Annotated in this window: 24 protein-coding genes; 5 read left to right on the plus strand and 19 right to left on the minus strand. The window is 68.9% G+C overall.

Annotation, left to right across the window (positions count from 1 at the left end; translation table 11 throughout):
• Nucleotides 1–72 precede the first annotated feature (72 nt).
• The 3 genes from WS89_RS11205 to WS89_RS11215 form a co-directional block, all read right to left on the minus strand.
• Nucleotides 73–300, minus strand: a complete 228-nt coding sequence (locus WS89_RS11205) for a hypothetical protein (RefSeq protein ID WP_034208778.1) — start codon at nucleotides 298–300, stop codon at nucleotides 73–75.
• Between the two features lie 374 nt (nucleotides 301–674).
• Nucleotides 675–1,796, minus strand: a complete 1,122-nt coding sequence (locus tag WS89_RS11210; RefSeq protein ID WP_059790990.1) for a porin — start codon at nucleotides 1,794–1,796, stop codon at nucleotides 675–677.
• Between the two features lie 412 nt (nucleotides 1,797–2,208).
• A complete protein-coding gene (locus tag WS89_RS11215; RefSeq protein WP_059500648.1) occupies nucleotides 2,209–2,955 on the minus strand; it encodes a YoaK family protein in 747 nt (248 codons plus the stop codon).
• 279 nt (nucleotides 2,956–3,234) lie between these two features.
• On the opposite strand from WS89_RS11215, the gene WS89_RS11220 reads away from it, so the two are divergent.
• Complete coding sequence (locus WS89_RS11220) at nucleotides 3,235–3,573, plus strand: hypothetical protein (protein WP_059790991.1); 339 nt, start codon at nucleotides 3,235–3,237, stop codon at nucleotides 3,571–3,573.
• 106 nt (nucleotides 3,574–3,679) lie between these two features.
• On the opposite strand, the gene WS89_RS11225 is transcribed toward WS89_RS11220, so the two are convergent.
• Both WS89_RS11225 and WS89_RS11230 read right to left on the minus strand, forming a co-directional pair.
• Nucleotides 3,680–4,207, minus strand: coding sequence for a chromate transporter (locus tag WS89_RS11225; RefSeq protein WP_053524657.1), 528 nt, complete (start codon nucleotides 4,205–4,207; stop codon nucleotides 3,680–3,682).
• Nucleotides 4,204–4,851, minus strand: coding sequence for a chromate transporter (locus WS89_RS11230; RefSeq protein ID WP_373558386.1), 648 nt, complete (start codon nucleotides 4,849–4,851; stop codon nucleotides 4,204–4,206). The genes WS89_RS11225 and WS89_RS11230 overlap by 4 nt, the downstream gene beginning before the upstream one ends.
• 108 nt (nucleotides 4,852–4,959) lie before the next feature.
• Here WS89_RS11230 and WS89_RS11235 point away from each other — a divergent pair, with 108 nt between their 5' ends.
• Entirely contained in the window at nucleotides 4,960–5,844 is an 885-nt protein-coding gene (locus WS89_RS11235) for a transcriptional regulator GcvA (RefSeq protein WP_059790997.1), read from the plus strand.
• A gap of 40 nt (nucleotides 5,845–5,884) precedes the next feature.
• Here the strand turns inward: WS89_RS11235 and WS89_RS11240 are convergent, their stop codons facing one another.
• The 13 genes from WS89_RS11240 to flgB all read right to left on the minus strand — a co-directional run bounded on the left by WS89_RS11240 (nucleotide 5,885) and on the right by flgB (nucleotide 19,342).
• Nucleotides 5,885–7,192 (minus strand): solute carrier family 23 protein, encoded by a 1,308-nt coding sequence (locus WS89_RS11240; RefSeq protein WP_059500644.1) that lies wholly within the window; start codon nucleotides 7,190–7,192, stop codon nucleotides 5,885–5,887.
• Between the two features lie 279 nt (nucleotides 7,193–7,471).
• Nucleotides 7,472–8,707, minus strand: a complete 1,236-nt coding sequence (gene flgL / locus WS89_RS11245; RefSeq protein ID WP_059500643.1) for a flagellar hook-associated protein FlgL — start codon at nucleotides 8,705–8,707, stop codon at nucleotides 7,472–7,474.
• Between the two features lie 16 nt (nucleotides 8,708–8,723).
• Nucleotides 8,724–10,655 carry a flagellar hook-associated protein FlgK gene (flgK, locus tag WS89_RS11250; RefSeq protein ID WP_059790999.1) on the minus strand — a complete coding sequence of 644 codons (1,932 nt, stop codon included), beginning with the start codon at nucleotides 10,653–10,655 and terminating at the stop codon, nucleotides 8,724–8,726.
• Nucleotides 10,656–10,848: 193 nt separating this feature from the next.
• Nucleotides 10,849–11,604: a flagellar brake protein gene (locus WS89_RS11255; RefSeq protein ID WP_034208598.1), complete on the minus strand. Its 756-nt coding sequence runs from the start codon at nucleotides 11,602–11,604 to the stop codon at nucleotides 10,849–10,851.
• A 217-nt stretch (nucleotides 11,605–11,821) separates the two neighbouring features.
• Nucleotides 11,822–12,805, minus strand: a complete 984-nt coding sequence (flgJ, locus tag WS89_RS11260) for a flagellar assembly peptidoglycan hydrolase FlgJ (RefSeq protein ID WP_059791001.1) — start codon at nucleotides 12,803–12,805, stop codon at nucleotides 11,822–11,824.
• Nucleotides 12,806–13,987, minus strand: a complete 1,182-nt coding sequence (locus WS89_RS11265; RefSeq protein ID WP_059500665.1) for a flagellar basal body P-ring protein FlgI — start codon at nucleotides 13,985–13,987, stop codon at nucleotides 12,806–12,808. It lies immediately after the preceding gene.
• Between the two features lie 5 nt (nucleotides 13,988–13,992).
• Nucleotides 13,993–14,682 (minus strand): flagellar basal body L-ring protein FlgH, encoded by a 690-nt coding sequence (gene flgH, locus WS89_RS11270; protein WP_034208600.1) that lies wholly within the window; start codon nucleotides 14,680–14,682, stop codon nucleotides 13,993–13,995.
• Between the two features lie 21 nt (nucleotides 14,683–14,703).
• The gene (flgG, locus tag WS89_RS11275; RefSeq protein ID WP_034208601.1) at nucleotides 14,704–15,492 is read right to left on the minus strand and encodes a flagellar basal-body rod protein FlgG; all 789 of its coding nucleotides are present in this window, start codon (nucleotides 15,490–15,492) and stop codon (nucleotides 14,704–14,706) included.
• A gap of 35 nt (nucleotides 15,493–15,527) precedes the next feature.
• Nucleotides 15,528–16,286, minus strand: a complete 759-nt coding sequence (gene flgF / locus WS89_RS11280) for a flagellar basal-body rod protein FlgF (RefSeq protein ID WP_059500639.1) — start codon at nucleotides 16,284–16,286, stop codon at nucleotides 15,528–15,530.
• Nucleotides 16,287–16,305: 19 nt separating this feature from the next.
• Entirely contained in the window at nucleotides 16,306–17,547 is a 1,242-nt protein-coding gene (gene flgE, locus WS89_RS11285) for a flagellar hook protein FlgE (protein WP_059500638.1), read from the minus strand.
• A gap of 27 nt (nucleotides 17,548–17,574) precedes the next feature.
• Nucleotides 17,575–18,321, minus strand: a complete 747-nt coding sequence (locus tag WS89_RS11290; RefSeq protein WP_059500637.1) for a flagellar hook assembly protein FlgD — start codon at nucleotides 18,319–18,321, stop codon at nucleotides 17,575–17,577.
• Between the two features lie 66 nt (nucleotides 18,322–18,387).
• Complete coding sequence (gene flgC / locus WS89_RS11295; RefSeq protein WP_006477560.1) at nucleotides 18,388–18,813, minus strand: flagellar basal body rod protein FlgC; 426 nt, start codon at nucleotides 18,811–18,813, stop codon at nucleotides 18,388–18,390.
• A 40-nt stretch (nucleotides 18,814–18,853) separates the two neighbouring features.
• Entirely contained in the window at nucleotides 18,854–19,342 is a 489-nt protein-coding gene (gene flgB, locus WS89_RS11300) for a flagellar basal body rod protein FlgB (RefSeq protein WP_059791002.1), read from the minus strand.
• A gap of 205 nt (nucleotides 19,343–19,547) precedes the next feature.
• Between flgB and flgA the strand changes: the two genes are divergently transcribed.
• The 3 genes from flgA (at nucleotide 19,548) to WS89_RS11315 (ending at nucleotide 21,793) form a co-directional block, all read left to right on the plus strand.
• Nucleotides 19,548–20,828 (plus strand): flagellar basal body P-ring formation chaperone FlgA, encoded by a 1,281-nt coding sequence (gene flgA, locus WS89_RS11305; RefSeq protein ID WP_059791004.1) that lies wholly within the window; start codon nucleotides 19,548–19,550, stop codon nucleotides 20,826–20,828.
• Between the two features lie 117 nt (nucleotides 20,829–20,945).
• Complete coding sequence (flgM, locus tag WS89_RS11310; protein ID WP_059791006.1) at nucleotides 20,946–21,275, plus strand: flagellar biosynthesis anti-sigma factor FlgM; 330 nt, start codon at nucleotides 20,946–20,948, stop codon at nucleotides 21,273–21,275.
• 77 nt (nucleotides 21,276–21,352) lie between these two features.
• Entirely contained in the window at nucleotides 21,353–21,793 is a 441-nt protein-coding gene (locus WS89_RS11315) for a flagella synthesis protein FlgN (protein WP_006477557.1), read from the plus strand.
• Nucleotides 21,794–21,842: 49 nt separating this feature from the next.
• Here the strand turns inward: WS89_RS11315 and WS89_RS11320 are convergent, their stop codons facing one another.
• Nucleotides 21,843–23,693, minus strand: a complete 1,851-nt coding sequence (locus WS89_RS11320) for a M24 family metallopeptidase (protein ID WP_059791008.1) — start codon at nucleotides 23,691–23,693, stop codon at nucleotides 21,843–21,845.
• Nucleotides 23,694–23,826: the final 133 nt, after the last annotated feature.

Below are 23,826 nucleotides of genomic sequence, written 5' to 3' on the forward strand. Positions count from 1 at the left end.
CCTGCCGATCGCGCGGCACCGGTCGACCCGAGCGCGCGAAGGGCGCACCCGCGGCCGGACCGGCCGCCATGCTCATGCCTGCGACGTGTCGCTGCCGTCCGTCGCCTGCGTATCGTCCGCCGCCTGTTCGGGCTTCTCTTCCTTCTTCTCGAGCATGCCTTCGATCGCCTCGGCGCCCTTGAAACCCGCGACGGCCGCGGCCGCCTTGGTCAGCAGGCCCGCGTCCGGATCCAGCTTTTCCGCGCCTTCGACGGCGGCGATCGCGCCGGCGATTTCACCCACGGTGTTCAGGATACCCATCGTCATCCCCTTTCAAGAAAATCGTGAGCGCATCGTCCCACGAAAGAAACCGGCGGACCGCGTTTGTCATCGCCGGATACACAAGTTACGCACCAGGCCGGCAGCGCGCGCCGAGCGCCATCGGAACGACGCACGCGCACGCCAGACGGCATGCCACGAGCGATGCACGCAGCGTAGCGGAAAGCATGCGCGCGCACTGTAAAAGTATGTTCTGGATTGCCGACGGATCGCTTACGGTGCGGGACTTCCGCAATGGAGCGCCTGCCGAATAGTCGGGTGCGCGTATGAAGGTCGCGCGACGAAAAAAAAGAGGCTCCTCGCGGAGCCTCTTCGATGCGCGCCGGACGAAGCCGGCGCATGCGTTCCGGCGTTCGTCAGAAGATATTGCGCAGGCCGATCGCGATGCCCGTCTGGTTGCTGCGGCCGGGCAGCTCCACGTTCGCCGCGCCGTTCGTCTTGTTGAAGTCGACGGTGCCGTAGATCTCGGTGCGCTTGCTCAGCGCGTACTCGGCGATGCCGACGATCGCATAGCGGTTGCCGCTCGCGAGCGTGCCGTTCGTGGTCATCGCGTTGCGCATGTGGTCGTAGTAGAACGCGCCCGTCAGCGTCAGCGGCGCGCTGACCTGCCAGCTCACGCCCGCGAACGGGCCGTCGTCGATGCGGCCCGTGCCCTTCGCGACCGGAATCGTCTGCTGCGCGAGCAGGCTGTCGACGAAGCCCGTATCGTCCTTCGAGCGCAGGTAGCCCGCGTAGATCTTCGCCTTGCTGAACGCGTACACGACGTTCGCGTGGTAGATCGTCTGCTTGCGCGCCGAGTTGTCGCTGTTCTGCTGCGCGCCGGCCGCGATGCTGAGCGGGCCCATCACGTACGACAGCGACACGCCCCACGCATTGCCCTTGCCGAGCGAGCCCGGGATCTGGCCCGAGAAGCCGCCCGCGCCGGTCGATTCGTAGTTGGTGCCGGTCGAGTACATCGCCTTCGCCGTCAGGCCCTCGAACTTGCCCGTGTACTTGATCTGGTTGTCCGCATACAGGCCGGCGCCGAGTGCGACCGGCAGCCACGCGTTTTCGAGGTAGTTGCCGACGGTGAGCGGATCGTAGGTATCCGACAGCAGGTCGAACAGCGGCGTCTTCTGGCGGCCGAGGGTCACCGTGCCGTACGGGCTCTGCAGGCCGACGTACGCCGCGCGGTTGAACAGGCGGCCGCTGTCGGCGAATGCGCCGTTCTGCAGGTTCACGCCGCTCTCGAGGTTGAACACGGCCTTCAGGCCGCCGCCGAGGTCTTCCGTGCCGTAGATGCCGAAGCGGCTGTTCGTGATCGCGCCGTTGGTCATCGACAGCAGGCCGTCGTTCTTAGCGTTGGCGTTGGTCAGGTAACGGATGCTGGCGTCGGCGACGCCCCAGAGCGTGACCGAGCTTTGTGCCGATGCGTACTGGCTGGCGAAGGCCAGCGCCGCGCCCCCTGCGATGACTGCGAGTCGGGTGGTCTGCTTCATGAGCTTTCCTTTTTTAGGTGTCTCCATTCATGACCGGCCGCGTGCGCAGCCGGGTGGCGATCGCGAACGTTCATGGCGGGCGCGATGTGGGCTGAATCATAAGACGAGTGCGAACGCTGAAAGAAATTGAAATACGCGGCAATCGCACGATTGTCGTCCGGGAACAACGTTTCCCGCGCCAGGTCTCGTTCGCCCGGCGGCGGGACGGGGCGCGGCGGCGCCGGCGGGCACGCGCGGCGCTGTAAGGTTCGATGGTGCGGCGCGCTCACGCGGATCGTGGCGAAATGGTCGGTGTGGTCGGTGTGGTCGGTGTCGTCGGTGCGCTCGGTGCGCTCGGTGCGCTCGGTGCGCTCGGTGCGCTCGGTGCGGCGGCCTGCGGCCAGCCGCTTGCCACGCCTGCCCTGCCCTGCCGTCAGACCGTTTGCGTCGCCCCGTCGCTGCCGTTGCCCGCGCCGCCGTTGCCGCCCGCGTCGCCTGCACCGCCGTTCCCCGCGCGACGCCATGCACGTCGCACGATCTCCGCGAATGCACCGACGAGCAGCAGCACGGCGCCCCACAGCGCGATGTCCGGCGCGAGCCGCGTCACGAGCCCGCCGACCACGGCGCCGGCCAGGAAACAGAAGCTGATCGTCGCGAGCAGCGCCGAATCGTGCAGCGCCCCCGCGTCGTAACGCGGAATCAGCCCGACGAACAGCTTCTGCGCGGCACGCCGCAGGTTGCCGGTCGTCATCACCGACGTGTACGACAGTTCCTCGAGATGGGTAAACGACAGCGTCTGCAGCGTCGCGACGAACGAGATGCCCGGAATCAGCCATGCGCTCGACACGCCGACGAGGCCGCTCGCGGCGACCCCGAGAAACGCGATTTCGACGATCAGGCTCGCGAACGCCGTATGCCGCATCCAGCCGCGCTGCGCGGCGAGGCCGAGCAGGTGCGCGACAAACACCGCGATCACGAAGCCGACGAGCGGCGGCACGTGATGCAGCGCGGCGGCCCATTCGCCGGCCGACAGGTTGATGCCGAGCAGCGCGACGTTGCCGGTCATCGTGTTCGCGAACACGTGGCCGTGGCCGACGTACGTATACGCGTCGAGATAGCCGCCGGACAGCGTCAGCAATGCGGCGACAGTGAGATTGCGGCTGGCGCCGTCGAGATCCATCGATCCTCCGTGGTGGGCGCCGCCCGGCCGCGCGCGGCGGGCGGTGCGAATGTCGGCCGTGCCGGCAGGTGCGCCACCGGCACTGCGCGGCCCGGCTTCGCCGCATGCCGCGCGTCAATATAATGTTTGCCGTCGGGGGACGGGCGAGCGCCGCGCATCGCAGCCGGCCGAAGCGTGCCGACCGCGCGATTTCCGCCGCCGCAAGACCGGCCGAGTATACCGGGCCGACCGGCGCCGGCTGCGCCACGCGCGCCGCGCCGCCTTTCTTCGGGCCTTCGAATGACACCCGCGAAGTTCTTCCTGCGCTACACGGTCATCCCGTTCGCCGCGATCGTGCTGGTGGCCGTCTGGACGTTCAACCGCGAATCGGGCGAGATCGATGCGCGCCAGTATGCGGCGCTGGTGGCCGCGTATCCGTCGTTCACGCCGAAGCTGAAGCACGAGGTGGCCGACGCGTTGCGCGGCGGCAGGCTTGCGAAGGCCGATTACGGCACGATCATGCGCGACGCGCTCGACGCGGGGTTCGTGGTCGACTGGCCGGCCCCGACGGACGACGTCGGCAGCGAACGCGGCCGACTGCTCGGCCTCGTGAATCGTGACCTGCCCGCATCGCGGTAGCCTGCGGCCACAGCGGGTTGCGGGTTGCGGGCTGCGGGTTGCGGGCTGCGGGCTGCGGGCTGCGGGCTACGGGCTACGGGCTACGGGCTGCGACACGATAAGCCGCTCACTGCCCGATGCCCGTGAGCCCGATCAGCGCGCCGCCCGCGAGCAGCCACAGCGGATGGATGCGCGTGCGCCATGCCAGCACCGCGCACGCGGCCGTGATGCCCCACTGGATCGCGGTGCGGTTCGACGCCTCGGAAATCAGCACCGCGCTCGCCGCGACGAGCCCGGCCGTCACCGGCATCATCCCCTGCTGCACGTAGCGGCGCCACGGCCGGTCGCGAAAGCGCTCCCACGCATGCAGCACGAGCACGGTGACGATCGACGACGGCCCGAACTTCGCGAGCGACGCGACGAGCAGCCCGGCCCAGCCGGCCACGTGCCAGCCGACCAGCGACACAATCATCATGTTCGGCCCCGGCGCCGCCTGGGCCAGCGCGAACAGCGCGGTGAACTCGTGCGCGCTCATCCAGTGATGCACGTCGACGACCTGCCGCTGCATCTCCGGCAGGATCGTGTTGCCGCCGCCGAACGCGAGCAGCGACAACTGGCTGAAGATCGTCGCGATGGCGATCAGCGTGTCGCTCATGGCCGGCCCTTCCGTTGCGAGTCGGGCGAGTCGGACGTGCCGGGCGCGGCGGCCGGCGCCGGCCGCGGCGTGCCCGCGTCGCGGCGGCGCGACGCGAGCCAGATGCTGACGGGCGTCAACACGAGCATCGTGGTCAGCAGCGGCATGCGCAGCACCGCGATCGCGACGAACGCAACGACCGCAATCGCAGCGGCCGTGCGCGGCTCCCGGAGCAGCGGCTTCGCCACCTTCACGGCCATCGCGACGAGCAGGCCGGCCGCCGCGGCGGCGAGCCCCGCGAACAGGTGCTGCACGCGCGGATCGCTCTGGGTCTTCGCGTACAGCACGCCGAGCGCGACGACGACGAGCGTCGGGCCCGCGATCAGCCCGAGAATGCCGGCGAACGCGCCGGCGACGCCGCGAAAGCGCATGCCGACGGCGACCGACAGATTGATCACGTTGCCGCCGGGGAGGAACTGGCACAGGCCGAGCAGATCGGTGAATTCGTCGGCGGAGAGCCACTTGCGCTCGTCGACGATCGTGCGCCGCGCGAACGGCAACGCGCCGCCGAACGACATTAGGCCGAGCGACAGGAAACCTGTGAACAGCTCGGCGAGGCCGACGCCGCGCGAAGATGCGGCAGGCGGCGGGGAGGCAGGCGGCAAAGCGGATTGCATGGGGCTCCTCATCAAACGATGAATCGAGGTTACCGCCGTTCGGGATTCCGGCAAAACGATTTTATCGGCGCGCCCTTGTGATCTAGAATCACAAGCATGGCACGCGATCTCCCGCCCTTTTCCGCGCTTCGGGCCTTTGAAGCCGCGGCACGACATGAAAGCTTCAGCGCCGCCGGCGACGAGCTGCATGTGACTCACGGTGCCATCAGCCGGCAGATTGCCGGGTTCGAGGCGTGGCTCGGCAAGCCGGTGTTCCACCGCTACGGCAAGCGCGTGAAGCTCACCGACGAAGGCCGCCGCTACCTGGACACCGTGCGCGCGGCGTTCGACAGCATCGCGCACGCGACCGAGCAATTGCGCAACACCGGCGCGGCGCGCGTGCTGCGCATCAACGCGCTGCCGACCTTCGCGATGAAATGGCTGCTGCCGCGGCTGTCGCGGTTCCAGCGCGACGTGCCGAACGTCGAGCTGAAGCTGTCGACGTCGAACGCGCCGCTCGACACGCTGAACGGCTTCGACGTCGCGATCCGCCGCGGCCCCGGCCACTGGCCGAACTGCACGAGCGGCCACTTCCTCGACGAAAGCGTGATTCCGGTGTGCAGCCCGGCACTGCTCAAGCGCGCGCCGATCAGCCGCGCGGACGATCTCGCGCGGCACGTGCTGCTGCATTCGGATACGCGGCCGGAAGGCTGGCGCGACTGGTTCGCGGCGGCCGGCGTCGCGATGAAGGGGCGCAAGCGGCAGTCGTTCGACCACTTCTACCTGGCGCTGCAGGCGGCCGTCGACGGGCTCGGCGTCGCGCTCGGCCCGTTGCCGCTGATCGACGACGAGCTCGCGAGCGGGCGCCTGGTGATGCCGCTCGACGGGCCACGCATCGCGACGCGCAGCTACTGGTGGATCACGCCGGGCGCGCCGGCCGACGATCCGCTCGTCGCGCAATTCTGTGCGTGGCTGCAGGGGCAGTCGAATACCGGCGCATGAAGGCGCGCGGGCGGGCGGCATTGCACCGCCCGCTGTCGAATCACACCACCGGCCCCGGTTCCTTTTCCTTGCGCAGGATCGCGTACAGGATGATCGCGCCGAAGGTCGCGGTGCCGATCCCGCCGAGCCCGAAGCCGCCGATCTTCAGCGAGAAGTCGCCGGCGCCGAGCACCAGCGTGACGGCCGCGACGATCAGGTTGCGGTTGTCGGAGAAGTCGACCTTGTTGACGACCCAGATCCGCGCGCCCGTCACCGCGATCAGCCCGAACACGACGATCGACACGCCGCCGAGCACGGGGCCGGGAATCGTCTGGATCACCGCGCCGAACTTCGGCGAGAAGCCGAGCCCGATCGCGATCAGCGCGGCGAGCGCGAACACCAGCGTCGAATAGATCCGCGTGACGGCCATCACGCCGATGTTCTCCGCGTACGTGGTCACGCCCGTGCCGCCGACGCTGCCCGACACGATCGTCGCGAGCCCGTCGCCGATGAACGCGCGGCCGACGTAGCGGTCGAGGTTGGTGCCCGTCATCGCGCTGACGGCCTTGATGTGGCCGAGGTTCTCCGCGACCAGGATCACCGCGATCGGCGCGAGCATCAGCATCGCGTGCGGATCGAACACCGGCGCGCGGAAGCTCGGCACGCCGAACCACGCGGCCTGCGCGACGATCGCGAAATCGATCGGCTTGCCGAGGCCCATCCCGTTGGTCGCGATCGCGTAGATCACGTAGGCGATCGCGAGCCCGACCAGGATCAGCAGGCGTTGCATCATCCCGCGCGCGAACACCGCGACGCCGCCGACGCACAGCACCGTGACGAGCGCCATCACCGATTCGAAGGTCGAGCCCGACACGCCCTTGACCGCGATCGGCGCGAGGTTCAGCCCGATCACCGCAACCACCGCGCCGGTCACGACGGGCGGCATCAGCGTCTCGATCCAGCGCGTGCCGATCGCCTGCACCAGCGCGCCGAGCGCGACGTACACGACGCCGCACGCGACGATCCCGCCGAGCGCGACCGGAATGTTCGGGTTCGGCCCGCTGCCGCCGTAGCCCGTCACCGCGATCACGAGGCCGATGAACGCGAAGCTCGAGCCGAGATAGCTCGGCACGCGGCCGCCCACCAGCACGAAGAACAGCAGCGTGCCGATGCCCGACATGAAGATGCACAGGTTCGGGTCGAAGCCCATCAGCAGCGGCGCGAGCACGGTCGAGCCGAACATCGCGACGACGTGCTGCACGCCCATCGCGACCATCTGCGGCCACGCGAGGCGCTCGTCGGGGCCGACCACGCGCGAGGCCGCGCCGGTCGGTCGGACCCGCCAGCGCGGGAAATAGGAATCGGACATGGGGAAAGCGCTCCTGTCGGTCGTCGGTCGCCGGCTGCCAGGGATGCGCCGGTCTGGAATCTGGCGCGAGTTTACGGAGCGGAAATGGGGCTGGCAAGCGAACCGGTACGCGGAATCGGCAAGCGGTGCAGCAAGGTGCGCAAACGTCCGGCCGCGCGAGAGAACCGGCGCGCGACCGCGCGGCCCGGCGAAGTGCCCGCCCGGGCGCGATGCGCGCGGGGCGGCCAGCGCCGGCTGCGAGGTAAGCGTGCGCTCACATCGCGGCCGGCGTATCGTGCATCAGGGGTTGATGTACTGGAACAGCGACAGGTTCTGCAACTGCGCGTACGCCTTCTGCGAGCCCGTCAGCGCGTTCTGCATCTGCAGGAACTGGCTGATCGTCGCAACCATGTTGGTGCTCGTGAGGTCGGCCAGGTTGCTGCTGACCTGCAGCGTATTGGTCTGGTTTACGGCCTGCATCGCCTTGATTTCCTGCTCGCGGCCGCCCACCGACGCCTGCACGGTGAGGACGTTCGTCATCATGTTGTTCAGCTTCGTCGTGCCGGTGGTCATCGCGTTCGCGAGCGCGGTCGCGGCGGCCGTGTTGCTGCTGATCGGCACCTTCAGCGCGGCGATCATCGTGTCGAGCGCCGCGAACACGTCGGTGCCGGCCTGCGGCGCGGGCGTGACCGTGAACGTGTCGCCCGGCGCCGGCTTGCCCGACACGGGCACCGACAGGCCGTTGCCGAGCGCGATCCCGGCGCCGTCCGAATACGGCTGCGCGGGGGTCGTGGTCGGCGGCACGACGGTGTTGTCGGTCACCGTGTACGTGGGCGCCGCGGCCGTGCCGCCGAACGCGATCGTGAACTGGTGCGCGTTGGTCGCGGCCGACGGGCTCGTGATCGTCACGCCGCCGATCGTGCCCGTGCCCGTGTTGCCCGCGCCGGCAAGCGGCACCGGCTGGCTGCCGAGCATCGGCACCGACAGGAACACGTTCGCGCCGTTGTCGCCCTGTGCGATCGAACGCGTGTCGGCGATCTGCACCTCGCGCGAGCCGGTGTCGCCGCTGTAGGTCACGCCGCCGCCCGGCGCGTTCGAGAACGGCGCAGTGGCCGTCTTGAAGCCGGCGAACAGGTAATTGCCCGCGCCGTCGGTCGAGTTCGCGAGCGTCAGCAACTGGTCGCGATAGCCCTGCAGTTGCGTCGACAGCGCGGAACGATCGCTGTCCGACAGCGAGCCGTCGCCGGCCTGGATCACGACCGTGTGAATGCTGTTCAGCAGGTTGTTGACGCTGATGAGCGTCTGGTCTTCCTTCTGCAGCGACGACAGCGCGGCGTTCTGGTTCGACGCGTACTGCGACAGCGTCGCCGACGTCATCGACAGCTGCACGGCCTGCGCCGCGCCGAGCGGGTTGTCGGCCGGCGTCGCGAGGCTCACGCCGCTGGAGATCTGCTGGTACAGCTGCGAGAGCTGCGCCTGCTGGTCGCTCATTTGAGCGACGTTCATCTGGTAGAACTGCGCAGTGGAAATCCGCATCGCTTCGGTTCCGAAATTAGTTGAACAGGCCGAGCACGGTCTGGAACAGCGTCGACGCGGTCTGGATCACCTTCGCGTTCGCCTGGTAGAGCTGCTGGTACTGCATCAGGTTGGCCGCTTCCTCGTTCTGGTTCACGCCCGACACCGACTGCTGCGCCTGCGTGATCTGGCCGACCAGCGCGGTCTGCGCGGCGCTCGACGACTTCAGCTGGCTCGCCGTGTTGCCGATGCCGTTCACGTAGTTCGCGTACGCGCCCGTCAACGTGGTCGAGCCGTTGCCGAACGCCTTCGAGTTGACGAGCTTCGACAGCGCGAGCGCGTTGCTTCCGTCGTTCGTGCCGCCCGTGTTCGGCGCGACCTTGAACGTGTCGCCCACCGCCGGCGTGCCCGATACCGTGACCGTGACACCCGCCGTCAGCGTGATCGGCGAGCCGGACTGGTACGGCTGCGCGGCGCTGGTCGTCGGCGGCACGGCCGTGTTGTCGGTGACCGTATAGGTCGGCGCGGCCGCGGTGCCGCCCATCGTGATCGTGTAGTTGTGCGCGTTGGCCGCGGCCGTCGCGCTCGTGACCGACAGCCCGCCGATCGTGCCGTTGCCGGTGTTGGTCGTCGTGGCCGACGGCACGTACGGCGCGGCCGCCGCGATCGCGGAGCCGTTCGACGTCGCGAGGCCGAAGCCGTTCAGCGCGCCGCGTGTCGGCTGCACGGTGAACTTGTCGCCGGCGCTCATCGAGCCGGACGAGAACGATAAGTTCAGGCCGCCGATCGATGCCGGCATCGACGTCGACGTGCCGACCACCGTGCCGCTCGCGCGGTCGGTCAGCGTGTAGTTCGTGCCGTCGTACGCGAGTGTGTAGTCGCTGGTGGTCGGCTGCGCGGCGTTCGCGAACGACACGGACAGCGCCGCGTTGCCGGTATTGCCCTGGTTCGCGTACGTGATCGGCGCGCCGGTCGAAAACAGGTTGCCGCCCACCTTGCCCGACAGGTCGATGCCGAGCGCGTTCTGCGCGTTGACCTGCGCGGCGAAGCTGGTCGCGATCGCGCCGAGCTGGGCCTCGGCCGGGTCGAGCGTCTGGCTGCGGAACGCGAGCAGGCCGCCGAGCGTGCCGCCCGACAGCGACGCGTCGGACAGGAACTGGTTCGGCCCCGGCGGATTCGCGCCGGCGATGCCCTGCGACACGACGGTCAGCTCGCTCGGATCGGACGGCGACGTGACGGTCGCGAGCTGGTAGCTCTTGTCCGCGACGACGAGCGGCGTGCCGCCCGACATGAACACGCTGTAGCCGTCGCTGTTGCGCACCACCTGCACGCCCGCGAGATTCGACAGGTTCGACACCGCGAGGTCGCGCTGGTCCATCAGTTGGTTCGGCGGCTGGCCCTGGCTGCTCGCCGCGGCGATCTGCTGGTTCAGTTGCGCGATCTGCGCGGTGTACGCGTTGATCTGCGTGACGGTGCTCGTGAGCTGCGTGTTCACGCTCTGGCGCAGCGCGTCGTACTGCTGGCCGGCCGCCGTGATCTGGTTCGCGAGCGTCTGCGCATTGCTCATCGCGGTCTGCCGCACCGACGAGTCGGACGCGCTGTTCGCGACGTTCTGCATGCCGGTGAAGTAGCTCGTGATCGCGGTCGAGATGCCAGCCGTCGGGCTGCCGATGTAGTTGTTCAGCTGCGTGACGAGCGAGTACCACGTCGACAGCGCGCCGCCCTGCGTCTGCGCGCCGTTCAGCTGGTCGCTCAGGTACTGGCTGTACTGCCGCTGCACGGTGACGGTGTTCACGCCCTGCGGCATGTAGCCGCTGCTGGTGTACTGCCCGCTTGCCTCGGCATAGACGGGGCGTTCGACCGAATAGCCCGGCGTCGCGGCGTTGCTGATGTTCTGGCCGGTCGTCGTGAGGCCCCAGAGCGCGGCATTCAGGCCGCTGACGCCGAGGTTCATGAGTGTGTTGGACATGCGCGATCCTGATGAGCCGGCCGCGCTGCGGCCGCCGGGTTGCGTGACTCCCGGTATAACGGCCGCGGATCGAGAAAATTGAGGAAAAAATGCACGCGCGACGCACGGGCGTGCGGCGCCGGTCGAGGCGGCCGGCGAGCCCGCCGGCCGCGCCGTGCGAGCGGCCCGTACGGGGCCGCCCGCCAACCGCGCGTCAGGCCCGCGCGAGCGAGCGGCGCTTCATTTCGAGCTGCGTGATCAGCCGCTGCAGCGTGTTCTCCGCGCTGCCCGGCAGCGACATGTAGCGAAAGCCGAGCTGGTAGCGCCGCGACCCGTTCGGCATCTGCGTCGAACGCTGCGACACCAGTTGCAGGTCGAGCGACAGCTTGCCGTGGCCGGTCAGCTCGAGCTCGACGTCCGGCAGCAGCGTGCCGACCTCGAGCGCCTCGACACGCTCGTCGGCCGTGCGCAGCCCCACGCCGCCGAGCGACAGGTTGTGCACCTCGAACAGGAAGCTTTCGCCGTCCGGCAGCTTGCCGCGGCACAGGAACGGATCGACGATCGGCGCGTCGACGCGGAAATACTCGCGGCGCTGGATGCAGACCAGCACGTCGGGGAAATCGGCGACGAACGCGGGCAGCCCCTCGTAGCGCGTCTCGCGCGGCGTGCCCGTGGCGAATTCGACGCGCACGCCTTCCGGCGCGGCCGCGAACGTGCAGTGCGACGCGCCGAGGATGCCGGCGTTCTGCTCGGACAGCGCGCCCCAGTCGAACGTGAACGTCCGCGCGCCGACGTCGACCTCGAGCAGGCGCGTGACGAGCTGGCCGCCCGGGTACTGGACGGTCAGGAAATCGCCGCGATTCACGAGGTTGCGCAGCTGCACGCCGATTTCCAGCGGATTGCGGCGGGCATAGTCGGGCCCGGAGTGGCCTGCATCCAGGCTGGGGTCCGTCGACGTTTCGATATTCATGGCTAGCCGGTCTTTCTTGTCATGGGCGCCCGGGGCAACCGGTGCGCGATAAAACCGGGCCAGAACGGGGGCCCGGTCGCAGGTCTCTCACACTTAGCGGCAGTGCTGACCGAAAGTTTAGATCGAAACGGCGATTTATTTCGCGCAAACGTTGAAACCGCGCGCGGCGGGGTGCCGGGCGCGGTCCGAAAGGGCGAACCGGTGGCGGGCGAGCCCGTCAGCCGATCTGCTGCATGATCGAGATCAGCTTCTTCGCGTAATTGGGGTCGGTTGCGTAGCCGGCCTTCTGCATGCCGTGCGCGAAGCCTTCGACGCTGCGGCTCGCGCTCAGCACGCCCGCGTAGCGCGGATTGTTCTTCAGCAGGTTCGCGTAATCGGTCATCGCGTGCTCGTACGAGTCGTACGCGCGGAATTTCGCGACCACGCGGCGCGGCGTGCCGTTCACGTACTCGGTGGTCAGCGCCGACACGGTGCGGCCGGTCCAGCCCTTGTTCGCCTTGATGCCGAACACGTTGTAGCTGGTCGAGCCGTCCGCCGCGCGGATCTCGCGCTTGCCCCAGCCCGATTCGAGCGCGGCCTGCCCGACGATGAAACGCGCCGGGATGCCGGTCGTCGCACTGGCCGCCTGCGCGGGGGCCGCGAGCCGGTCGACGAACGCATCCGCGTCCTGCACGCCGCTCGCGCCCTTCAGCGGCGGCGTCAGCGCGCTGCCGGCCGAATAGCCGCGCGCGCCGGCGAGCCCGCCGTTGTTCGCCGCGTTCGCATACGCCTTCGCCATCGCGTTCATCGCGGCGAGACTGCCTTCGTTGCCGGCCGTGCCGAGGCCGCGGGCGCCCAGGCCGCCCGCGCCGACGTCGGCCGCCGTGTCGCTGCCCGCGCCGGCGCCCGCATTGCGCAGCAGCTGCTTCATCAGCGCGTCGGCGACGCCGATTCCGCGCGTCGACATCTGCTGCGCGAGCTGCTGGTCGAGCATCGACGTGTACATCTTCGACGTATGCGAATCGAACAGCCCGCCGTCGGGCGACGCGTCGCGCATGCTCTTGAGCATCATCTGCGTGAACATCGCGTCGAACTGGCCGGCCACCGCCTTCGCGCCGGCCTGCGGCGACTGCTTCGCCTGCGCGCGCAGCGCATCGAAACCCTGCACGTCGAGCGCGAAGCGCTGCGTGAGGTCGTTTGCGTTGGGGAGCGTAGCTGCCATTTAGATGATCTCCAGATCGGCGCGCAGCGCGCCGGCCGCCTTCATCGCCTGCAGGATCGACATCAGGTCCGCGGGCGTCGCGCCGAGCGTGTTCAGCGCCTTCACGACGTCGGCGAGATTCGCGCCGGCCGTCACCATCTTCAGCGCGCCGTTGTCCTGCTTGAGCTGGATCTGCGACTGCTGCGCCACCACCGTCTGCCCGTTCGAGAACGGCCCGGGCTGCGACACCACCGGCTGCGTGTTGACGACCACCGACAGGTTGCCGTGCGCGACCGCGCAGCTTTGCAGCGTGACCATCTGGTTCATCACGATCGAGCCGGTGCGCGCGTTCAGGATCACCTTCGCGGCGGCCTTGTCCGGGCTCACGTCGAGGTTCTGCAGCCGCGCCATGAACGCGACCTGCTGCGCGGAGTCGGCCGGCGCCGCGAGCTGGATCGTGCGGCCGTCGAGCGCCGTCGCGGTGCCCGGGCCGAAGCTCGAATTGACCGCGGACACGATCCGCTGCGCGGTGCCGTAATCCATGTCGTTCAGTTGCAGTTGCAGCATGCCGTTCATCTGCGCGACCGCGTTCGGCACCGCGCGCTCGACGATCGCGCCGCCGACGATCCGGCCGGCCGCGAGCTGGTTCACCTGCACGCGGCTGCCGTTCGCGCTGGCCCCCGCGCCGCCGACCGCCATGTTGCCCTGCGCAAGCGCGTACACCTGGCCGTCCGCGCCCTTCAGCGGCGTGAGCAGCAGCGTGCCGCCGCGCAGGCTCTTCGCGTTGCCGAGCGACGACACGGTCACGTCGAGCGCCTCGCCCGGCCGCGCGAACGGCGGCAGCGTGGCCGTCACCATCACCGCCGCGACGTTCTTCAACTGCATGTTGTTCAGCGACGACGGGCCGCCGTTGGCCGAACCGTTGTTGATCGAGATGCCGAGGTTCGCGAGCATGTTCGCGAGCGTCTGCGTCGTAAACGGCGTCTGCATCGTCTGGTCGCCCGTGCCGTCGAGGCCGACGACGAGGCCATAGCCGATCAGCGGGTTGTCGCGCACGCCCTGGATCTGCGCGAGATCCTTCAGGCGTTCCGCCTGCGCGGGCGCGGCGCCGAGCATGCAGGCAGCCACGGCCGCGAACGCGACGGCGAGCCGCGCGGCCGTCTGCGCGCGGGCCGACAGGCGGCCGAACAGGGTCGTCTGCATCGTCGTCACCACGGCGCGATGTTGAGGAAGAACCGCTGCAGCCAGCCCATCGTCTCGGCTTCGTTGATGTAGCCCTTCGACGAGTATTCGATCTTCGCGTCGGCGACCTGCGTCGAATAGACGGAGTTCGCGCCCGAGATCGTGTTCGGGTTGACGACCCCCGAGAAGCGCACGAATTCGTTGCCCTGGTTGATCAGCATCTGCTTCTCGCCGCTCACCACGAGGTTGCCGTTCGGCAGCACGTTGGTGACGGTCACCGTGATCGTGCCGTTGAACGTGTTCGCCGCGCTCGCGCCGCCGGTGGCCGCGAACTTGTTCGCGCCGGTGGCCGACAGGTTCGCCTTCGCGAACAGCCCGCCGAGGAAGCCGGCCGTCGGCACGTTGAAGTCGGTGTTGCCCTGCCGGTTCGTGTTCGCGCCCGACGACTTGGTCGCGTTGATGTTCTCCGCGATCATGATCGTCAGGATGTCGCCGACGTTGCGCGGCCGCTGATCCTCGAACAGCGGCCGCCCAGCGTAGCCGGGGTTGTAGATCGAGCCGGGCGCCTGCATCGACATCGGCATCGGCGGCTGCGCCGTCATCGGCTGCTGGATGATCGGATCGCGCGGGATCTGCGCGCAACCGGCGAGCGCCGCCACCGCGACCGCGCAGGCGGCGCGGACGGTGGCTGACGAGGGGAGGCGAACCTGCTTCATGGCGACGACGGGACGTTCCGGTTAGCTCTTCATCTGCGTGACGGTCTGCAGCATCTGGTCGGACGTCGTCACGGCCTTGCTGTTGATCTCGTAGGCACGCTGGGTCTGGATCATGTTGACGAGTTCCTGCACGACGTTCACGTTCGACGCCTCGACGTAGCCCTGGTTGAGCACGCCCGCGCCGTTCAGCCCCGGCTGCGACACGTTCGGCGCGCCCGACGACGTCGTTTCCGCGAACAGGTTCTCGCCCTTCGCCTCGAGGCCGGCCGGGTTGATGAAGGTCGCGATCTGCAGCGAGCCGATCTGGACCGCGTTGTTCGAGCCCGGCTGCGTGACCGACACGACGCCGTCCTTGCCGATCGTCAGCGACTGCGCGTTCTGCGGCACGGTGATCGCCGGCAGCACCTGGTAGCCGCTCGACGTGACGAGCTGGCCCTGCGCGTTGGTCTGGAACGAGCCGTCGCGCGTGTACGCGTTGGTGCCGTCCGGCATCAGCACCTGGAAGAAGCCCGCGCCGTTGATCGCGACGTCCTTCGAGTTGCCGGTCTGCGTGAGGCCGCCCTGCGTGTACAGGCGCTCGGTCGCGACCTGCTGCACGCCGGTGCCGAGCTGCAGGCCCGACGGCAGCTCGGTCTGCTGCGTCGAATTCGCGCCGGGCTGGCGGATGGTCTGGTACAGCAGATCCTCGAACACCGCGCGCGACGCCTTGAAGCCGTTCGTGCTGGTGTTCGCGAGGTTGTTCGAAATCACGTCCATCTGCGCCTGCTGCGCATTCATGCCGGTGGCGGCGATGTAGAGCGAACGGTTCATGTTGAATCTTCTCCTGGTAGCTACGGCCTGGCCGCTCAGCTGAAGTTGAGCAGTTGGTTCGCCGTCTGCTCGTTCTGGTCGGCCGTCTGGATCAGCTTCGACTGAAGCTGGAACGCGCGCGCGTTGTCGATCATCGCGACCATCGCGGTCACCGGATTCACGTTGCTGCCTTCGAGCGAATTCGGCGTGACGACCACGTTCGGGTCGACGTCGGCCGGATTGCCGTCGGCGGTGCGGAACAGCCCGTCGTTGCCGCGCGTGAGCGTGGCCGGATCGGGATTGACGAGCTTCAGCTGGTCGACGATCGCGACCGCCGTCGGCGGGTCGCCCGGCATCAGCGCGGACACCGTGCCGTCCTTGCCGATCGTCACTTCCGCGTTCGGCGGCACCGAGATCGGGCCGCCGTTGCCGACCACCGGCAGGTTGCTCGCGTTGACGAGCTGGCCGTTTTCGTCGACGTGCAGGTTGCCGGCACGCGTGTACGCCTCGCTGCCGTCGGCCGTCTGCACCGACAGCCAGCCGGGGCCCTGCACGGCGACGTCGAGCGGATTGCCGGTGCGCGTGATCGGGCCCGGCGCGTAATCGGCGCCGGGCGTGGACGACAGCACGTAGGTGCGCGTCGTCGCCGGGTCGATGTTGCTGCCGTCGCCGAAATTCATCGGCACCGCGCGATACGTCGCGAGCTGCGCGCGAAAACCCGTCGTCGACGCGTTCGCGAGATTGTTCGCGACGATCGCCTGCTGGTCGAGCGACTGCGACGCGCCCGTCATCGCCGTATAGATCAGTCGGTCCATGGCTGCCGGTTATCCGCGCTTACAGGTTGATGAGCGTCTGGTCGACGGTCTGCTGCGTCTTGATCGTCTGCGCGTTCGCCTGGTAGTTGCGCTGCGCGGTGATCAGGTTGACGAGCTGCGACGTGAGGTCGACGTTCGAGTTCTCGAGCGCGCTGCCCTGCAGCGTGCCGTGGTTCGTGCTGCCCGGCGCCGAGATCTGCGGCACGCCCGACGCGGCGGATTCCGCGTACTGGTTGCCGCCGAGGTTCACGAGCCCGTTCGGGTTGTTGAAGTTCGCGAGCGCGATCTGGCCGAGCACGGCGGTCTGGCCGTTCGAGTAGTTGCCGGTCAGCTTGCCGTCGGTGCCGATCGAGTAGGTCGTCAGCGTGCCGCTCGCGTAGCCGTCCTGCGCGAGGTTGTTCACGCCGTCCTTGCCGCCGTACTGCGTCGTGCCGGTCAGGTCGAGCGTGAGCTGTTGCGGCGTCGCCGAGCCGTCGGTGTTCGGCACGGTGAACTGGAACTGGCCGAGCGATGCGGTCGGCGCGGCCGGCGTGCCGGTCGTCGTGCTCGAGATCGCCCCCGCCGAATTGAACGTGATCGTGCCGAGATCGGTCGTCGTGCCGCCCTGCACGCCCGCGTACGCTTCCCACGTGCCGGCCGCCGACTTCACGAAATACATGTTGACCGCCTGCGAACCGCCGAGCGAGTCGTACACCTGGATCGACGTCGAGTAGTTGTACGTCGTGTTGTCGGTCGCGCTGAACGGCGTCTTGGCCGGCACCGTATCCTGCGAGTTCAGGTTGAACTGGCCGTTGATCCTGGTCGTGGCGGTGGGCGCGATGTTGGTGGTCGGCGCCTGCAGCGGCACGGTCTGCGCGGTGTTGATCACGCCGTTCTTGTCGGCCATGTACCCCATCAGGTTCATGCCCTGCGCGTTGACGATGTAGCCGTTCTTGTCGCGCTGGAACGTGCCGTCGCGCGAGTACGTCGTCACGCCGTTGTTCGACATCTGGAAGAAGCCGTTGCCGTTGATCGCGACGTCGAGCGACGAGTTCGTCGTATTGATCGTGCCCTGGCCGAACTGCTGCTGCACCGAGTTCAGCGTCGTGCCGATGCCGATCTGCGTGTTGACCGACGTCGCGACCGAGTTCGCGTACATGTCGGCGAACTGCGCGGTGCTCGACTTGAAGCCGACCGTGTTCGCGTTCGCGATGTTGTTGCCGATCACGTCGAGCGCGTTCGATGCGCCGGCGAGGCCGCTCAGACCCTGTTGATAACCCATTTCGGTCTCCGTTACGAGAAAGCTCGATCAGTTGGTGGTGGTGTCGCCGGACGAGGACGACCGGGTGTTCGGGAAGATCGACGCAACCTGGGTGAGCCCCACCGTCGTGCCGTTCGACAGCACGAGCCCCGCGGTGCCGTCCGCCTGCTTGATCACGCTCTGCACCTGCGACGCGGCCAGCACGGTCGGCGCGTAGGTCTTGCCGTCGGTGCCGGTGTACTGCGCGCTGACCGTGTAGTTGCCGTCCGGCAGCGCGTTGCCGGCCGCGTCGGTCGGCGTCCAGTTGAACGGCACGGTGCCGGCCGACTGCGCGCCCGCGTTGATCGTGTTCACGACGGCGCCCGCCGAGTTCTTCACGGTGATCGTCAGGTTCGACACGCTGCTCGTGAGCGACACGCCGAACGGCGACGCCGCGCCGCTCTTCACCGTGACGCCGTTGCCCGGCGCGAGCACGTTCGTGCCGATCAGCAGCGCGGCCTGCGTCTGCTGGCCGGCCGCGAGTTGCGTCGACAGCGACGTGAGCGACGTGTTCAGTTGCGCGATGCCGCTCACCGTGTTGATCTGCGCGAGCTGCGACGTCATCTGCGAGCTGTCCACCGGGCTCGTCGGATCCTGGTTCTGCAGCTGCGTGACGAGCAGCTTCAGGAACGTCGCCTGCAGGTCGCTCGCCGACGTGCCGTTGGTCGACGACACGTTGTTGGTGTTCATCGTGTCGGTCGGCAGCGTCGACACGCTGGTGCCGTTGCCGCCGATCGTCGTGTTGGAGGAAGTCATCCTGGGTGGCCTTGTGTCGGAACTGTCGGTCCGGTTCTCGGTATGGAAAGTCGGGCGGCGCGCGGCTTACGAGCCGATCGTCAGCGTCTTGAGCATCAGCGTCTTCGCGGTGTTCAGCGTCTCGACGTTGGCCTGGTACGAGCGCGACGCCGAGATCATGTTCACCATCTCCTGCACCGGATCGACGTTCGGCATCTGCACGTAGCCGTTCGCGTCGGCGGCCGGGTTCGCCGGGTCGTACGTCGATTTCATCGGCGACGGGTCGTCCATCACCTTGGTCACGCGCACGCCGCCCACGCCCTGGCCGGACGCGGTGCGCGCGCCGCCGAGCGGATCGGTCGCGAACACGACCTGCTTGGCCTTGTACGGCTTGCCGTCGGGGCCGGTCGCGCTGTCGGCGTTCGCGAGGTTCGACGCGGTGACGTTCAGGCGCTGCGATTGCGCGGACAGCGCCGAACCGGCGACGCCGAAGATATTCATCAACGAAGGCATGGAGGCTCCTTGTGCTGGGGTCCGGATTCGGAAACGGCGCTTACGAGTTCGTCGTGATCGCGGCGATCATCGCCTTGATCTGCTGGGTCATCACGGTCATCCCGGTTTCGTAGTGCAGCGCGTTGTTCGCGAACTGCACGCGCTCGACGTCGAGATCGACCGTGTTGCCGTCGAGCGACGGCTGCAACGGCATCCGGTATTGCGCGCGGCCGTAGTCGTCCGACGGGCCGCCGGTCGGGATCAGCTTCGCGGTGCCGGCCATGTGGCCCGGCGCCGTCGACACCATCGACATGCCGCTCGTCACGCCGGCCGGCTGCGCCATCAGCAGTTGCGCGGCATTGCTCGGCGCCAGACCGCCGCTCGCCTGCTTCAGCGAGCGCGCGAGCGTCGACGCGAAATCGACGTCGCGGGCCTGGTAGCCGGGCGTGTCGGCGTTCGCGATGTTCGACGACAGCAGTTCCTGCCGGTAGGCGCGCACGTCGAGCGCCTGTCGGCCGAACGCGAATTCCGCATCGAGTTTGTCCAGCATGTGTGCGTCTCTCCGTATGAAGCGCTGCACGCCCCTCGCGCCGGATGGCGACACGAGAGGCTTTTTTCCATGACAGCGATGGTAGGCGCGGGACGCAACCGGCAATCGGACGAATAACGCGGCAAAGCCCCCCTCTATTCATCGTTTGCGCGCCGCCCCCGCTCCCTAGAATGCGAAGCGGATCAACGGCTTCGAGGACACGGCGATGGCACGCAGCGCATTTCGCGAATACGCCGGACGCGGCACACGCCTGCGCCGTGCGCTCGCGCTCGCCGCGGCGCTGTGGGCCGCGGTGCCGGCCGCGCACGCGGACGACGGGATGATCGTGATTCCCGGCCGCGGCGAGACGGCAGAGACCGCGCTCGCGCATGCGAATGCGGCGAGCGGCGGGCAGTTCGGCGGGAAAGCGGGTACGGGCGCGGATGCGGCCATGGGTGGTGCGGCGGGCGGTGCCGGCGGCATGGTCGGCATGGTCGGCATGGTCGGCATGGCCGGTGCAGCCGCTGGCGGCGCTTCGGGCATGCCCGGCGCCGTCGGCATGGCCGCCAACGGCTACACGGCGCAGCCGGCCGGATCGATGGGGGTGACGAGCGTTCCGGCACCTGCACCGGTACCGGTGCCAGCACCACGCCCCGTCTACGCAGCAGCCCGCGCGAATGCCGCAAACGCCGCTTACGGCGCGCCGCGCGCTGTCGATCCCGGCGGCGTCGCGACCGTCGTTGCCGGCACCGGTGCCGCCGAAGCCGCGTCGAATCCCCGGCAGGCGCTTGCCGCCCGTATCGCCGCGGCGCGCGCCGCTTCATCCGCGCCGGCACCGCGTGCGCCGGCGGCGGCCGAGCCCGCGGCACAGCCGACGCCGCCCGGCCGGCAAGACCCCGAAACGATCCGGCGCGCGGCGCTCGCGTTCCTGCAGCAGCAGATCGCCGGCCTGCCCGGCAAGACCACCGCGACCGTCACGACCGCCTTTCCGCGCGGGCTCGCCGCGTGCACGACGCTCGAACCGTTCCTGCCGACCGGCGCGCGCCTGTGGGGCCGCACGACGGTCGGCGTGCGCTGCGCCGGCGAGCGGCCGTGGACCGTCTACCTGCAGGCGAAGGTCGCCGTGCAGGCCACCTATTACGTCGCCGCGCGCCAGATCGCGCCCGGCGAGCCGCTGTCCGCGGCCGACCTGGTCGCGCGCGACGGCGACCTGACGGTGCTGCCGCTCGCGGTGATCACCGATCCGGCGCAGGCGATCGGCGCGACCGCGCTCGCACGCATCTCGGCCGGACTGCCGCTGCGGCAGGACATGCTGAAGAGCGCGGCATCGGTGTCGGCCGGCCAGACGGTGCGGGTCGTCGCGGCCGGCCCCGGCTTCACGATTTCGGCCGAGGGCAGCGCGCTCGCGAATGCGGCGCCGGGCCAGTCGGTGCGGGTGCGGATGGCGGCCGGGCAGATCGTCACGGCGATCGTCAAGGACGCCGGCACCGTCGAAATCCCGCTGTAGGGACGGATCGGCCGCAAGAATGTAAAGAATTGTTTATTCGGAGCATTTCGGGCTCGCGATGCTAAAGTTCGGGCCGACCCGGCCGTTATCTGGGTCAAACCGTACAGGAAACCCATCGTGAAGATCGATTCCACTCCGAAACCGAGCCCCCTCGCGCCGACCGGCACCGGCGCGGCCCGTGCGCAGTCCGGCACGGCCCAGTCGTCCGGGCAGGCAGCCGACGCAGGATCGACCGGCGGCGACACGACCGTGAACCTGTCGGGTCTGTCGGGCCAGCTGCGTTCGATATCCGCGTCGGGCGACGCCGATATCGACACGGGCCTGGTCCAGTCGATCAAGGACGCGCTGAACGACGGCACGCTGACGATCGACGCGAACAAGATTGCCGACGGCGTACTGAACACCGCCCGCGAACTGCTGCAGCAGCAGCGCCCGCAGGGCAGCTAATCCCGGCCTCGTGGCCGGTTCACCCGGTTTGCCGGCGCGCGCAGCACTGCACGCACCGGCGTGACGAGCATGACGCGATGAGAGAAGAGCTGCTGGCCACGGTCAACGACGAACACGCGACGGTCGAAGCGTTCGCGTCCCTGCTCGTCTACGAGGAAAAGGCGCTGACGACGGCCGAGCCGCTCGAGATGCTGCCCGGGATCGTCGAGAAGAAAAGCGCGCTGATCGACCGGCTCGCGCAGCTCGAACGCACGCGCGACACGCAACTTTCCGCGCTCGGCTTTCCGGCCGGCAAGAAAGGCATGGACCAGGCGGCCGAACGCGATGCGCGCCTCGCGAGCCGCTGGCAACTGCTGCAACAGGCCGCCGAACGCGCGCGCCAGGCCAATGCGAACAACGGGATGCTGATCCGGATCCGGATGGACTACAACGAGCGCGCGCTCGCGGTGCTGCGCTCGGCGCCCGCGCCGGCCGGCGTGTACGGCCCCGACGGACGCGTCTCGGCGCTGACGCGCTGACGTCGCGCCGCGCGGCCGCCCGGCGGCCGCGCCCCTGCCTTGCCCGTCGTTACAGCAGCGGACACGCGGTGACCTGCGTGCCGCGCTCCACGCACAGCCGCTCGTAGTCGCGCAGATACGCACGCTCGGCGTCGTCCAGCAGGTCGAGATCGATCAGATCCCAGTCGTAGCCGACCGTCACGATGTTCTCGAACGTCACGGTGCCCGGCTGCGCGTCGTCCGGCCGCACGATCACGATGTTCTCGATCCGCACGCCGCCCTTGCCCGGCAGGTAGATGCCCGGCTCGACCGAAATCACCGCATTCGGCACCAGCCCGTACCGGGCGCCCGGCGCGAATCGCACGCCGCCCTCGTGTACGTGAATCCCGACGCCGTGCCCGGTGCCGTGGCCGAAATCGTAGCCATGATCGCGACACACCTGCCGCACCAGCGCATCGACGTCGCCGCCCGTCGCGGCGGCCGGAAAGCGCGCGACGAGCCCCTTGATGCAGGCCTTCAGCGCGACCGTGTAAATCTCGCGCTGCCACGGCTGCGCGACCGTGTCCGGCCGCGTGCGGCGCAGCACCACGCGCGTGCAGTCCGTCGCGAAGCCGGCTTCGTAATACGCGCCGCTGTCGAGCAGCACGAGTTCGCCTTCGGTCAGCTCGACGTCGGCGCTCGCCGCCGTGTAATGCGCGAAGGCGCTGTTCGCGCCATTCGCCGCGATCGACGGAAACGACAGCGCGACCGCCGAGCGTGCGCCGTACGCGTCGTTGATCGTGCGTGCGAGATCGTACTCGGTGTGACGCACGCCCGGCTCGCCGGCCTTCGCCCAGCGCATCGTTTCGGCGATCGCCGCGGAGCTGCGCGCGAACGCGTCGCGAAAGCGCTCGAGCACCGCCGGCGTCTTGCTCGCGCGCATCGCCTCGACCGGGTTGAAATCGGCGTGCCGCGCGTGCGGCCACACCCGCTTCACCGCGTCGACGAGCGCGCAGTTCACCGATTCGAAGCCATAGCACACGTGCTCGACCGCGAACTGCGCGAGGAAGCGCTCGAGCGCCGCGACGTCGCGCCGGATCACGTGCAGCGCCGGATACGAAGCGAGCGCGACCTCGCAGCGGTCGCAGCCTTCCGGCAAAAACAGCGCCACCTGGTCGCCGATCGCGAACAGGAAGCCGAGGTGCGACGACGCATTCGGGATGTGATAGCCGCGGCTGTTCAGCAGATACGCGAGATCGTCCGATGCGCAGGTGAAGAACGCCGTCCTGCCGTCGGCCGCGCCGGTATGCGCGGCGAGCCGGCGGTTCAGCGCGTCGAGGTTTTGCGCGACGCTCAGGCCGGTCACCGTTGCCGGGATCTCGAAGATCGGCCGCTCGACGTTCCAGCCCGGCAGCGCGATCGCGCGATCGATCTCGCGATCGGCGAGGCTCGCCCAGTCGAGCGACGCGGCCTGCGTCTCATCGAACAGCCGGTTGCGCTGCGCGACGCTGATCCGTCGCGCGTCGTAGCCGACCCGCGCGAGCCGGCTCGCGTGCACGACCAGCCAGTCGGCCATCGCCTGCCAGATCGTCACGTCGATGCCGAGCTTCTCCACCCGCACGCGCGCCGGATCGCACTGCTCGTCGGCCTGGAAGTGATAGCGGCCGTCGACGAACAGCACGAACGGCGGCACGCCGAGCGCCTGCGCGGTCGCCGCGCTCAGGAAGATCCCGCAGCCGGCCGAGCCGTCGAAGCCGGACACCGCGTAGCGCGGGTTGTTGCTGCGCGGCAGGTACTCGGTCACGTATTCGTCCTGCGACGTGATCAGCACCGCGTCGAGTCGCGCGGCATCGAGCAGACGCGACAGGCCGGCCTGGGTCTCGGCGACGGACGCGTCGTACGGGGGAAGGCCGGAAAAGCTGTATTTCAGTCGATCGATCATCGGATGCCCGTTATTCATTGTTGTCGGCGGCCGGCGGCGCGGAGCGGCATCGCGCCTGCCCGCCCGCACACGTCGCCGCGGCCCGCGCATGGCGCGACGCGCGGCCGGGCCGCGCCGCGGTTCCAGCGGCCGC

The organism is Burkholderia sp. MSMB1072, assembly GCF_001524725.1.
Classification (GTDB): domain Bacteria; phylum Pseudomonadota; class Gammaproteobacteria; order Burkholderiales; family Burkholderiaceae; genus Burkholderia.